The 12500-nt window shown below is 67.8% G+C and carries 11 protein-coding genes; 7 read left to right on the top strand and 4 right to left on the bottom strand.

Annotated features, from left to right (window positions below; translation table 11 throughout):
- Positions 1-53: 53 nt before the first annotated feature.
- Both EP7_RS24520 and mtnA read left to right on the top strand, forming a co-directional pair.
- Entirely contained in the window at positions 54-359 is a 306-nt protein-coding gene (locus EP7_RS24520; protein ID WP_463524840.1) for a hypothetical protein, read from the top strand.
- Positions 356-1438 (top strand): S-methyl-5-thioribose-1-phosphate isomerase, encoded by a 1083-nt coding sequence (gene mtnA / locus EP7_RS24515; protein WP_463524839.1) that lies wholly within the window; start codon positions 356-358, stop codon positions 1436-1438. The genes EP7_RS24520 and mtnA overlap by 4 nt, the downstream gene beginning before the upstream one ends.
- A 180-nt stretch (positions 1439-1618) precedes the next feature.
- Here the strand turns inward: mtnA and EP7_RS24510 are convergent, their stop codons facing one another.
- From EP7_RS24510 to EP7_RS24500, 3 genes are all read right to left on the bottom strand, one after another.
- Positions 1619-3124: a Gfo/Idh/MocA family protein gene (locus EP7_RS24510; RefSeq protein WP_463524837.1), complete on the bottom strand. Its 1506-nt coding sequence runs from the start codon at positions 3122-3124 to the stop codon at positions 1619-1621.
- A 183-nt stretch (positions 3125-3307) separates the two neighbouring features.
- On the bottom strand, positions 3308-4792 hold the full coding sequence (locus tag EP7_RS24505; RefSeq protein WP_463528464.1) for a PQQ-dependent sugar dehydrogenase: 1485 nt from the start codon (positions 4790-4792) through the stop codon (positions 3308-3310).
- Between the two features lie 5 nt (positions 4793-4797).
- Positions 4798-7581 (bottom strand): PA14 domain-containing protein, encoded by a 2784-nt coding sequence (locus EP7_RS24500; RefSeq protein WP_463524836.1) that lies wholly within the window; start codon positions 7579-7581, stop codon positions 4798-4800.
- Between the two features lie 341 nt (positions 7582-7922).
- On the opposite strand from EP7_RS24500, the gene EP7_RS24495 reads away from it, so the two are divergent.
- From EP7_RS24495 to EP7_RS24475, 5 genes are all read left to right on the top strand, one after another.
- Positions 7923-8264 carry a hypothetical protein gene (locus EP7_RS24495; protein ID WP_463524834.1) on the top strand — a complete coding sequence of 114 codons (342 nt, stop codon included), beginning with the start codon at positions 7923-7925 and terminating at the stop codon, positions 8262-8264.
- A 240-nt stretch (positions 8265-8504) separates the two neighbouring features.
- Positions 8505-9638 carry a DUF1559 family PulG-like putative transporter gene (locus EP7_RS24490; RefSeq protein ID WP_463524833.1) on the top strand — a complete coding sequence of 378 codons (1134 nt, stop codon included), beginning with the start codon at positions 8505-8507 and terminating at the stop codon, positions 9636-9638.
- 44 nt (positions 9639-9682) lie between these two features.
- The gene (locus EP7_RS24485; RefSeq protein ID WP_463524831.1) at positions 9683-10150 is read left to right on the top strand and encodes a hypothetical protein; all 468 of its coding nucleotides are present in this window, start codon (positions 9683-9685) and stop codon (positions 10148-10150) included.
- Positions 10151-10333: 183 nt separating this feature from the next.
- Entirely contained in the window at positions 10334-11143 is an 810-nt protein-coding gene (locus EP7_RS24480; RefSeq protein ID WP_463524830.1) for a PEP-CTERM sorting domain-containing protein, read from the top strand.
- A gap of 90 nt (positions 11144-11233) precedes the next feature.
- On the top strand, positions 11234-12022 hold the full coding sequence (locus EP7_RS24475; protein ID WP_463524829.1) for an all3515 family Zur-repressed PEP-CTERM protein: 789 nt from the start codon (positions 11234-11236) through the stop codon (positions 12020-12022).
- Between the two features lie 100 nt (positions 12023-12122).
- Here the strand turns inward: EP7_RS24475 and EP7_RS24470 are convergent, their stop codons facing one another.
- Positions 12123-12473, bottom strand: coding sequence for a hypothetical protein (locus EP7_RS24470; protein ID WP_463524828.1), 351 nt, complete (start codon positions 12471-12473; stop codon positions 12123-12125).
- Between the last annotated feature and the right edge of the window lie 27 nt (positions 12474-12500).

The raw sequence follows: 12500 nt of genomic DNA, 5'->3' as shown, positions 1-12500 counted from the left end.
GCGAAGAACCGCGGGAGGCCGGGGCAAGATCCCCCCGAAAGGATCCGAGTCCGATGCACGACCATCTCGACGAAGCCGAAGAGCACGAAGACGAGCAGACCGCCGAAGAGGTCCTGGGCGACGCCCTGGAGCTCGACACCCAGAGCCAGATCTTCCTGGAGCTGCGTCGGCAGAACCTCGACCTCCTGAAGCTCGCCTCCGAGGTCTCCGGCTACGGCGGCACCCACCCGCCGGTCAAGCACACCGAGCTGAAGGGCGCGCTCAAGAACATCTGGGACGTCTACTCCGAGTTCCACGCCTGGATCGACCCGGAAGAGGCCGAAGGCGACGACGACGAAGACGGCGAGGAAGACCTTTGAGCGCAAGCACCCACGAAGCCCCCGCGGTGGAGACGGTCGGCTGGGCCGGAGACGCGGCCAATGGCCGCGTCCGGATGATTGACCAGACGCTGCTGCCCACCGAGCTGCTCTTCCTGGAGCTCTCCGACGTCCCCGCCATCTGGGAGGCCATCCGCGCCCTCCGCGTGCGTGGGGCGCCGGCCATCGGCGTGGCGGCCGGCTACGGCGCCGTCGTTGGGGCCCGCGTCGGCTACACCCCGGGCGGCTCCGTCGACGCCATGCACAAGGCCGCGCAGGAGTCGTCCGACTTCCTCCGCACCAGCCGGCCCACGGCCGTCAATCTGTTCTGGGCGCTCGATCGCATGGACCGGGTCCGCAAGGAATCGGGGGCAAACACCCCCGAGGCCTTGCTCGACCGCATGCTCGAAGAGGCCAGGGCGATCGAGGCCGAAGATCGGGTCATGTGCCGCCAGATCGGTGCGTTCGGCGCCGATCTCATCAAGACCGGCAACGGCGTGCTGACCCACTGCAACGCGGGCGGCCTGGCCACCGCCGATTACGGCACGGCGCTGGCCGTTATGTTCAGCGCCCACGAGCAGGGCAAGTCGATCCACGTCTTCGCCGACGAGACCCGACCCCTGCTCCAAGGCGCTCGACTGACCGCCTGGGAGCTCCAGCGGCGCGGGGTGCCCGTCACCCTGATCTGCGACAACATGGCCGCCCAGGTCATGAAGGAAGGCAAGATCCAGCTCGTCGTCGTCGGCGCCGACCGGATCGCGGCCAATGGCGACTCGGCCAACAAGATCGGCACCTACGGCGTGTCGATCCTGGCCAAGGCCCACGGCATCCCCTTCTACGTCGCGGCCCCCAGCAGCACGTTCGACCTGACGATCACCGACGGCTCGTTCATCCCGATCGAGCTGCGCGATCCGAAGGAGATCACCGCCGGCTTCGGCAGGGTGACCGCCCCCGAGGGCATTAACGTCTACAACCCCGCCTTCGACGTGACCCCCGCGGCCAACATCGCCGGGATCATCACCGAGAAGGGCATCATCGCCCCCGTCAACGCCGAGAACGTCCGCAAGGTCCTCGGCTCCTGACGCAAGGCATGCGATTCGGTTGATTGCTTGATCGATCGATCGATCGATCGAGACGGGCGGGCGGGATGATTCTGTCATCCCGCCCGCCCGTTTGCGTTCCCGGTCGCTCACGAAGAACGCCCCCCGAGCCTGGGGCTCGGGGGGCGTCTCGAGGTCGAATATCGCGGGTTCCGTCGGAGCTCAGGCGCTCTCGGCGGGGTCCTTGCCGTCAACCCAGTCGCCTTCCAGCTTCTGGTACGGGGGGGCGGTCAGCAGGGAGCCGGTGTCGCCGGCGTTCCAGCCGATGACCTGCTCGGGCTTGCCGCGCTCGTGGCTGCGCTTCTCCCACTTCTTGGCCCACGAGTCGTCGGCCTCGGAGACCTTGCCGGTCTCCTTGTCGAAGAAGAAGGCTTTGCCCTCGCGGTAGGACTGCACGCCGAGGTTGACCGTGGCGATGGCCGCGAAGCCGAGGTCGGCCGGACAGAGGGTCTCGACGTTGCGCGACCGGATGCACTCGAGGTAGTGCTCCCAGAGGGCGCGGGTGTCGTCCTTGGGCTGATCGGGGGCGAACTTCTGGCCGCCGTCGCCGGAGTTGGCTCCCGGAGGGGCCGGGCGCCCGGAGATCTGCTGCTCGGCCACGGTGAAGCCGTCGCGGGGCGAGCCGCCGAAGCGGATCGTGGCGGTGTGGCCGCGGATGACCTCGCCGAGCTGGACATCGTTGCACATCGTCGCCGAGATGATGACCTGGGCGCCCTCGTCGTAGTCGGCGACCACGGTCGCGACATCGGGGACGTCCCGGCCGTCATACTCCATGTACAGGCCGCCGCCGCCGACGACGCGCCGGGGGAACTTCAGGCCCATGGCCTGGAGCATGTGTGTCAACTGATGCACGAACAGGTCGGTGTACATGCCGCCGCCGAAGTCCCAGTAGCAGCGCCACTGGCCGTACTTGGCGCGATCGAAGGGCTGGTCCGGGGCGAGGCCGAATTCGGTGCCCAGGAACATCTTCCAGTCGACCGTCTTGGGGGTCATGTCCTTCGTCAGCTTGTAGTACCGCCACTGCCCCATCGTGCTGTTGCGGTAGTAGCTGGTCTGGCCCTGCATGACCTTGCCGATCTTGCCGGCGGTGATCATCTCATTGGCCATCTTCCAGCGGGGGTCGGCCGTGGACTGGACGCCGACGGTCATGACCTGCTTCGTTTTCTTGACCGTCTCGGCGACCTGGCGGGCCTCCTCGATCGTGTGGGTCATCGGCTTTTCGCAGTAGACGTCCTTGCCCGCGAGCATGGCGTCGATCGTCTGCTTGGCGTGCCAGTGGTCGGGCGTGCCGATCACCACCGCGTCGATGTCCTTGCGCTCGAGCAGCCGGCGATAGTCCTTGGTGACGGCGTTCTTGTCGTCGGCCTTCAGGCCGCACTTCTCGGCCGACGGGTAGAGGCCGCGGCCCGTCTCCTTGTTGCCGTCCCAGACGTCGCAGACGCCGACGATGTCGACGGCCTTGCCCTCGGCCTTGAACTTGTTCAGCAGGTCGATATGGGCTTGGGCGCGACCGCCCGGGCCGATGATCGCGAAGTTGATCTTCTCGTTGGCACCCTTCACGGCACCGATCGCGGGATGCGCGAACGTGTTCGCCGCCACCAGGGCACCCGTCGCCGTGCCTGCGGTCTCCAGGAATCCGCGACGGCTCACCGTCTGCTTGTCGGTCATGCGTTCGCTCCGATTGATGAGATGCGGAAGGCCCGGGAGAGGGGGCTCCCTCGTCCGTTGCCCCCGAGGCCGGCTAACTTTCATCGTCCCCCGTCCGGGCCCGCCTTGCAACGGGGCACCGGACTCTTTCGGGGGGACGCTCCCGATTCTGCGGCCGCACGGATGGATGCGGGCGTGCTCGCGTCAGCGGCCGGGGATGACATTGAGCGTGTAATAGGCCTCGGAGTGCAGCAGCGGCCCTTTGCTGGCGTCGCGCAGGGCGTCCATATGCAGCTCGTGGACGTGCCCCTCGCGCAGGCCGTCGACCGTCAACCGGACGCTCTTCCCGTCGTCGGCCACCTCGGCCCGGGTCACCTTCGGCGTCGAGACGTCAACCTCGGGGCTGCCGTAGCTCGATTGATAAATGTACGTGTAGGCACGCATGGGGTACGACCCCGGGTCGCTGGCCGTCGCTCGGTCGACGGGCGCGGTGAAGGACAGGGAGAAGCCGTCGGGGTTGGCGGTCATGTGATGGACCTCGAATGGCGTCTCGCCCTTCCAGGTCAGCCGCTCGAGGGCGAACTCCTTCGGCCCGCGCGAGCCCCAGCCGCGGTTGGTCCCCCCCACGAACAACTCGCCCCCAGGGCCGAAGAGCAGGGCCACGTTGCCCGAGCCGAAGCCCCTGCGGAACGGGAAGCAGGCCCCCTGGTAGCGGCCGTTCACCTTCTCGAGGGCCACTCGCATCACGGTGCTGGCCGCCTGGTCGCCCACGAAGAACTGGCCGGAGAAGGGCCCGAACTTGCCGCCCGAGAGGTCGCAGGCGATGCCGCTGGACGACTGGCCCATGACGGGGTAGGGGAAGTAGACCGCCGGCGGGATCAGCTCGGGAATGCGCTTCGATTCCTCGATGAGTCGCGAGCCGCTCTTCGGCTCGGCCGGCCTGGCCGCGATGCCCGGGGCGTCGTCGTACCATTTCAGCCCACCCGGGTGGCCGACGAAGTGGCCCGGGCGCAGCTCTTTCAGGGCGCAGGCCCCGTTCCAGGGCCCCTGATTCTCGGTGAAGAACATGTCGCCGGCCGCGTTGGCCGCGATCCCGCCGGGCGAACGCAGGCCGCTGGTGGTGGGGACGACCTTGCCGTCGGGCGTGATGCGCAGGGCCCAGCCGCGGAACTTGTTGTCGCTGTTGAACGAGCCAGTCAGGCAGAGCGCGACCCAGAGGTTGCCGTCCTTATCGAACTTCGATCCGAACGCATACTCATGATAGTCGCCGCCGATCTCCCAGCCGTCAGCCACCGTCTCGAAGAGGTCGGCCCGCCCGTCGCCGTCCTCGTCCTTCATGCGGGTGACCTCCCCTCGCTGGGTGGCGTAGAGCCAGCCGTCGCGATAGGCCAGGCCCAGGACCTCGTGCAACCCCTCGGCGAACTTGACGAATCTGGACTCCGTCGCGGGCTCGGCGGCCAGCGGGTTGTGCACCACGTAAATCTCGCCACGCCGCGAGGACACCGCCAGCCGGTCGCCGGGCAGCCACTCCAGGGCTCCGACCTCCAGCACCACCCCGGCGGGGATCGTGAAGCCCTCGATCGTCGAGAACGCATCCTCCGGGTTCTTCGCCGGCTCCTGGGCCCGCGCCGCTTGCAGCGACACCAGAGCGAGCAGCCCGACACCCAATGTCCATCCAGACCGATTCATGTGCGTCACCACGAGATCTCCTGGATGAGCGTCGCCCGGGGGCCTTCGAGTCGGATTGGCACGAGCAGTTCCTTGCGTCCGCCGGACTCGCGGACGATTCCAGGGCCCGCGGCATCGCCCGTCAGCCGGGTCTTCCAGTCGCCGCCAATCGTGAACCAACCGCCGGGCCCTTGGACGATCGAGTCGGCCACGGCCACGCGGAAGTAGAGACCTTCGAGAGCCTTCGGCGGGGTCAGGGTCAACTCGCGGCGGAAGCCGGCGGGCTGCTTGCCGACGCCCGGGACGGGAACGGGCCGGTCCTCGATCTGCACACCGCCGACGTCGTACAGGAACGTCGGCTTGCGCCCGTTGCCAAGCCTGTAACCTCGGAAATGCGAGCCGGAGCCCGGCTTACGCGGCGACTCGGCCGGCCATGCGGTCGTCGGGCTGACGAGGCTGGCGAAGGCGGGGCCGGCGGGCAGGCTCAGGACGTTGTCGCCCAGCGGAGGCTGATAGCCCTCGCCGCGGCCGATCCAGTGCCTCGACGCGTCGATGAAGTCCCCCTGCCAGACCAGGGCCAGCCGGAGATCATTGGCGTCGAAGGCCAGGTTCGCCCGCTCGGGGTATCCGACGCCGATCGCTCGTGGGCCGGCCCCCTCGATGAAGTTGCGGTATATGATCGCGTCGGCGTTGGGGACGAGCGGGATCGGCTCGCGGCCCACGCCGGCGGGGGGCGCGGCCGAGCGGCCGTCGGAGAGGAACTTCCAGATGGATTCCACCTGCTGCGCCGGCGAGCCGTCGAGGACCGCCGGGAGCATGCTCTTCCCCTGATAGAACACGCTGGGCATCCGCGTCCCTGGCCGAAACGACTGGGGGTCGACCACGTACCGCCTGAACCAATCGTGACGCAGGCGGGCGGTCATCAGCGTCATGTCGATCGACTGGATGCCCGATGCCTTCGAACCGTTGAACGTATGGCAGGCCACGCATCCGAACGCGCGACTCCCGGCGAGCATCCGCCCAGCAGCCTTGACCTTGCGATCCGACTCGTTGAACTCGGCCGGAGGGGCCGGGTCGAGGTGATCGACGGCCTGAGTCAAGGCCGCCAGATGGCCCACATTCTTGCCGCCGAAGCGGGGCATCCGCGTCTCCATATAGGGACGGTCCTTGGACCCCTCGTCGAGCAAGGTTCGCAGCCAGGCATCGGTGAGCTTCGCCCCCACGCCGTCGAGCGGCGGCGGCAGGCGGCCCTCCTCGCCCATCTCCTTCTGGGTCGTCTGGAAGGCCAGATCACGCGCCTCTTCGACCCCGCCGATGTCGTCTCTCTTGTGGCAGGCGTAGCAATTGAAGGCCGCCATCGTCCGGGCAATCGCCCGGGCCGGAGGCAGGGGAACGGCGGGCGCCTTGAACTCCAGGACCGCCGCGGCGATCGCCTCACGTTGAGTACGGTCGAGGCCGTACCGAGGCGCCTTGCCGCCCGGCGCCTCGGCCAGGCAACCCTTCGTCGCCTCGAGCGAGGCGAGGCCTGGACCCTGGCTCATCGAGGTCAGGAGCGTGTCGCCGACTCGGAGTTCGTGACACGAGGCGCAACCCAGAGTCGTGAACGCGGTCCGGCCCTTCTCGACCAGCGACGGGTCGGGCCGGAACGGTTCGGGCGCGGGTGCGGTCGGCTCGATGGCGGGGCCGGCGGGGGTCAAGAGGGTCTCGACGGGCTGCCAGGGCAGGCCTTCCCCTTCCATCTCGAGATCCAGCGAAGTCTGGCCGCCGGAATCGAAGTAGGTGACGACGAGCTGATGTGCCCCGGCCTTGAGGGTCGCCCGGCCGGACTTCTCGCTCGAGGGGTGGACGCCGTCATGGTCGACCACGAGCTTGCCGTCGAGTTCAAGGCGGCTGCCGTCGTCGGAGCTGAGCTGGAAGCGATATTCGCCGTCGGCCGGGATGGGGAGGCTGGCCTCGAATCGGAGGGCGTAGTTGTTCGTCGCCCCGGAAGCCCCCAGGTCGAAGCCCCGGGCGAAGCCGGCTGTGGTCGGCGTCAACTGTGAGAGGTCGGGAAGCGACGACCAGCTTCCCTCATACGCGGTAAAGGCCGTGTTGGTGGGGAGCCGGCGGATCGTGTCGCGCAGCAGGTAGCCGGCGACGTCGAGGGCCTCGTCCTTCTTCAGATTCAGGGACGGCATCCGGCCCGACGGGCGGACCTTGTGCGGGTCGGCCAGGAACTCCGACAGCCCCGGGAGGGTGTATTTCCCCGCGAGATTCCCCAGCGGCACCGAGTCGGCCAGGGGTGCGTCCTTGGACTCGACGTCGCCGTGGCAGGCGACGCACCCGACCTTGCCGAAGAGCGCCCGGCCGCGGTTGATCGACCGGAGGGCGGGGAAGCTCTCCTTGACGGTCCCGGTGCTCGCCAGCAGGTGGACGAGCGCCTCGACGGTGGCCGCACGCTCGGCCTCGGGCAAGCCGGCGATCAGGTCGGGCATGGTCGTGCCGCGGTCCGCGGCGGCCGGCCCGGACAGGAAGGTGCGCAGGTAGGCGACGTTGGTCCGCTCACCGACCCGGGTCAGGATCGGTGGCTGCTTGGGGGCGACCGGCCCGGTCATCCCGGCCTCGGCCCGATGGCAGGCGACGCAGTTGAGTTCGCCGATCAGAAGCCCGCCTCCCTGGGCGAGGGGCAGGCTAGAACCGAGGCGTTCGAAGGCCGGGACGATCGGGCGTGAGCCCAAACCTACCGGCGCGGAGGCATTCGCGGGCGATGCAAATGCGGCGAGGCAAGCGGCGGCGAACCAGGCCGCCGGGCCTCTCGGTCGGAAACTCATCGGAGGACTCCCCACCATTCCTGGAGCGTGCGATCGTGAGGGCGGCCCCGGGACGACGCCGTCGTCGATGCAACTCGCCGAGGCTAGCACGCGCCGCCCGCGGCGACAATCAGACGTTGCGCAAAAGTTGCACAGGGCCGGAGAAGGGGAGGAGCGAGTCATCCTGGAATGATGAAGATAGGTGCAGATGGCACGGATTGCCGGGCCGATCATGCCGGCGAATGTCGGATTGCAAGGTTGACGTGTTAGCCACGAGGCTGATAGTTTAGACCGGCTCGAGCGAATATGACCTCGATCAAGCTCGGCGGCTTGCCGTCGACACCCCCTCGGATCGTCGTTGAATGAACCTGCGGCACTGGTGGCTGATCTTCGTTTATGCGTTTGCCACGTGCGCGGCCCCCGGCCTGCACGACCACGGCAAGGTGCGCCTGGGCGATTCCACCACCAGTTCCTCCCTCTCCGACGCATCATCTTCCCACCGCGACTCCGCCCCCGCGAACGACCTGGCCCGGCATGACGACGATTGCGCCGCGTGCCAGCTCCAGGTCGACCATCAGGTCGCACCTCCCCCCATCGCACTTGGCCTCGTCCAGTGCCTGGACATCGAGCCGATCGCCGGTCACAGCCCGGTCGTCTCGGAGCCCCTGCGCCGCCAGCCCAGCCGGGCCCCACCCCTCGCCTGAACCCCCATCCCACTCGCGACTTGTGCGCCCGGGCTAGCTCGTTGACCCATCGGCCAGCCCCGAAGTGACATGCTCGCCCTCGCGACTCGTTCGCCTTCGCCATGTGCGTCTTGACGCGCACGGATGAGCGACAGCGCAGATCATCCCCTATTGATTAATCGTGTTCATGTGACGCGGCATGTCCGCTCTGGCCCGAAATGGGTTCAGGTCGGGTCTGCGCGTCCTGACGGAGAGCTTCGCATGAGATCCTCGTGCAAGGTGCGGGTCCGCGCGTTCACACTGATCGAGCTGCTGGTCGTCATCAGCATCATCGCGGTCCTGATCGCACTGCTGCTGCCGGCCGTCCAATCGGCCCGCGAGGCGGCCAGGCGCATCCAGTGCACCAACAACATGAAGCAGTTGGGACTGGCACTACATAACTACGAGTCAACGCATGGATCATTTCCTTATGGGGCGACCTCGGCGGCGGCAGGGCCGGACGGGGGCTGCCTTAATGGGCTACACAGCTGGTTCGCCCGGGTCCTGCCCATGATGGAGCAGGCTCCGCTGGCCAATTCCATCAACTTCGCGGTGGGCATGGCCGACAATTGCGGCGATGCGTTCGCGCTCAGCCATCAGGCGGTCATCTCCGGAACGCACCCCTCGGCCACGGCCGCGCGGACGGTCATCAACGCATTGCTCTGCCCCTCGGATCGCTATGCGGACAATGACGTGATGGGTAGCTCTCGACCGGCCCCGTCGAATTACTCCGGGAACGCAGGCTGGACGCCGCAGGCGACCGGGATCGCACCGATGGCGGCCGGTCATACCTCCGAGGGCCGGCATAACGGCTTTATCGGGCTGGACACGTCGGCGGTGAAGGCGACCTGGCACACGGGGCCGGTACGCATCTCGGAGGTCACCGACGGCCTGAGCCAGACGGTGGCCGTCGCCGAGAGGCGGATCAGCGGGATGAGCAGTGCACTGGACCCGGCGTCGGCCTTCCGGGAGCCGGAGCCGATGCGTTCCTTCTGCGCGGGGACCACCGGCACCATGCGCGACCTCGGCGGATGGCAACGCTACTGCCAGGTGATCGACGTGCCCGACCCCGCCTGGTCTGCCTTCCACGGCCGGTCCTGGATCTCAGGATGGGGCCACGCGGGCACCACGTATCTCCAGGTGCTGAAGATCAACGGCCGCAATTGCCACATCTACGGCGGAGAGCAGGACGCCAACATCCTGGTCACGCCCAGCAGCCAGCACCCCGGCGGGATCAACGTTTTGCTGGGCGATGGCGCCGTCCGGTTCGTCAAGACGACCGTGGCCCAGCCCGTCTGGTGGTCGCTCGGCAGCCGCAATGGCGGCGAGATCGTCGACGCCTCGGCGGCGTTCTGAGCGAACTCTGGGATCGATTCTCAGCGGATGAGGAGGTTGTTTCGGTGGTCATTGCTCGGACGGAATATCGCTGGTTCTTTGCATGTCTGGCGCTCCTCGCGTCGGGCCTGTGCCCGGCCGGGTGCGGCACGACTGGCCAGGCCGAGCGGTCTGGCGAGGAAATGCGCCAGGAGCTTCCCACCGAGCTGGCGGCGCTCTTGCCCGCGGACGTCGCGATCTGCCACGCAGAGTCGGTCGACGGCGAGATCTCCTATCGCCTCTGGGTTGTCCGCCGCGAGAAAGCCGAGCTTCTGACCCTGCCCAAGTCCCTGCGAGGCGTTGAGCGGCACGAGCTGCCCGCGACCGTCCTGACGCAGATGCTGACGCTGAAAGCCCCGGGGCTGGAACACGGGACGCCCGTCGGAAAGACCTGCCGGTTCACCCACTGGGACGGCACCGGCTGTGAGTATCAGGCCCGCGAAGTCGTCACCGACCGCGGCTGGTTCGCCACCCTGGAACGCATCGGCAAATAAACCAAGGCGCCCGCATCGATCGGGCCCAACCACGAGCCACACCACACCGACGCGGGCAACAACCCGCGGCCGCCCGTGGAGGGTGCGCGCCGGCCTTTCCACCGACCGGCGTGCAGAAGTCGCGTTTTCTCAGTTTATGTCCCACTTTTCGCATCCAAGGGAACGACACACGTGAAAAATCGAATGATTTCCGCCATCTCTTCCGCGTTCGCCGCGGGCCTGTTCCTCTCGGCGGCCCCCGCGGGAGCCGACCAGGTCCTGACCGACACGGCCACGTTCACGTTCATCGTGGGCGAGGGCACCGCCGGCGTCTCCGGCAAGGATAGCCTCACCGCCGGTCACGGCGACATCGGCGTCGCCTATGAGGACGGCGGTCTGCACCTGCATTATCACATCGGTAAGGGAGCCACCCTGGGCGGCAGCACCGTGGGGGCATCCGATGGGGTCGAACGGACGCCCGAATCGGTCGCCTCGGTCGTGAACTATCAGCTCAAGGCGGGCGAGCTGTCGCCGTCGATCCGCGATTACTTCGGCACCTCGGGCGCCGGGAGCATTTACGGCGTCCCGATCAGCCCCGCCCAGGGGGCCCCGAATCTCGGCTTCGCCACAGAGGACCTGGACAACTCGATCTTCACCTCCGGCCAGTGGTCGCTCCTCGGCGCCAGCGGCACGGGGATCGATAACGGCGGCCAGTTCGCCCTCTGGACGTTCGGCCCCGGCGGCGCCAGACCGCTGCTTGCTTCGGCCGCGGGCGTGACACCCGGCAACACCTTCGACGAGCCGGCCATCGGTGCGCATGCCCACTACTACTTCGGCTTCAGCGGGGCCGGCGTCTACAACCTGACCCTGCGGTTCACGGGCACGACCAACCTCCCCGACCCGGTGACCCCCGCCGTCCCCGAGCCCGCCACGCTCGTCATGTCGGGCCTCGGCCTCGCCGGCGTTTGCTTCGCCGGGCTGCGCCGCAAGAAGACCATCACCGTCGAGGCCTGAATGGTCCCCTCGGTTGATCTCTCTGCCCGGCGGCGATGGGCCGTCGGGCACTTCCCCCTTTCTGTTCCCTGAGCTGGAGTTCTTTGAGTGATGACCATGACCCGATTCTTCGCCGTACCCGCGATCCTGGCCGCCGCCCTGACGACCTCGGCTCGCGCCGACCTCGCCGATTACTACATCGGCCGAGACATTGGCGCCACGGCCGGCACCAATTCAGGCCATCTGACCCTGCTGTTAAACCACGGGAACCACTTCCACCGGCTGGGCGTCTACGGCGGTGCGACCGGTCAGATTCCCGAGGCCTCGGCCAACGGCACGCTCCAGCTCTCGCCGGGGGCCGGCATCTTCGACGGTCGCCTCATCAGCACCCCGTTCGACGACGGCTCCAGCGCCTCGGAGTACAGCAGGCTCGAAGTCCGCTCGTTCAACGAGCTGCTCGGCCAGCCGGCCGGTTCCACCACCCAGATCCTGGCCGACAGCAGCGCGGGCCGTTACCAGGGCTCCCTCGCCGGCATCCGCGTCGGCTATGAACTCGTCTCGATCTCGGACGGGCTCTCCGTCCTCGACGAGCGGGGGAACACGCTACTGGCGAACGTCGGCGACCAGTACAGCCTTGGTTTCGCCGATTCGTTCAGCCCCTTCAACCCGATCTTCGCCACCGACTCTCTGATCTCGGCTGGCCTGGTCCTGTCCGCCACCTTCCGGCTGGTGGACCTGGACAGCGCAAATCCCGAAGCGACGGCGTCGGGCAATTTCACCTACAACTTCACGACCGTCTCGGCCGCCGTGCCCGAGCCCTCGACCCTGGTCATGTCGGGCCTCGGCCTGGCTGGCCTGGTCCTCGCCGGTCGTAGGAGTGGAATCCGGCGCATCGTCTGATGACGATGTGAACCGGTAAAGTCGGTCGAAGTTGAAACGCCAAAGGCCCGGCGTGCGGGGATTCCTCGCGCCGGGCCATTTGTCATGCGGGCCAATCCGATCAAGGGATGGCTGCATTCCAGGTCGAGAAGGGGCCGAACGGGCCGCTGAAGCCGTTAGAGGCGTCGGGGACCGGTCCCACGCCGCCGCCAAGCTGGTAATAGCGGGCCATGTGGGCCGACTGCGTGTTCTCATTGGCCAGGGCATAGGCCCAGGGGCGACGGCCCTGCTGCGGAACGCTCAGGGGGGCCGGGTATCGGCTCATCCGCTCGGCCGCCCAGTGCGGCACGTTGGCCATCGCCGGCCCGTTGTTGCCGCCGACCGTCTCGCGCCTGCGGAACCAGCCCCCGGCCTGGGCGTCGGTCGCAAGGCAGGAGAAAACGATGGCACCGAGGATCATCAGGCGTCGCATGGCATCGGCCCTCATCCGTTGATCGCA

The sequence above is a fragment of the Isosphaeraceae bacterium EP7 genome, assembly GCA_038400315.1.
Classification (GTDB): Bacteria; Planctomycetota; Planctomycetia; order Isosphaerales; family Isosphaeraceae; genus EP7.
The sequence above is the reverse complement of the archived record's forward strand: the minus strand, read 5'-3'. Positions and strand labels throughout refer to the sequence as shown.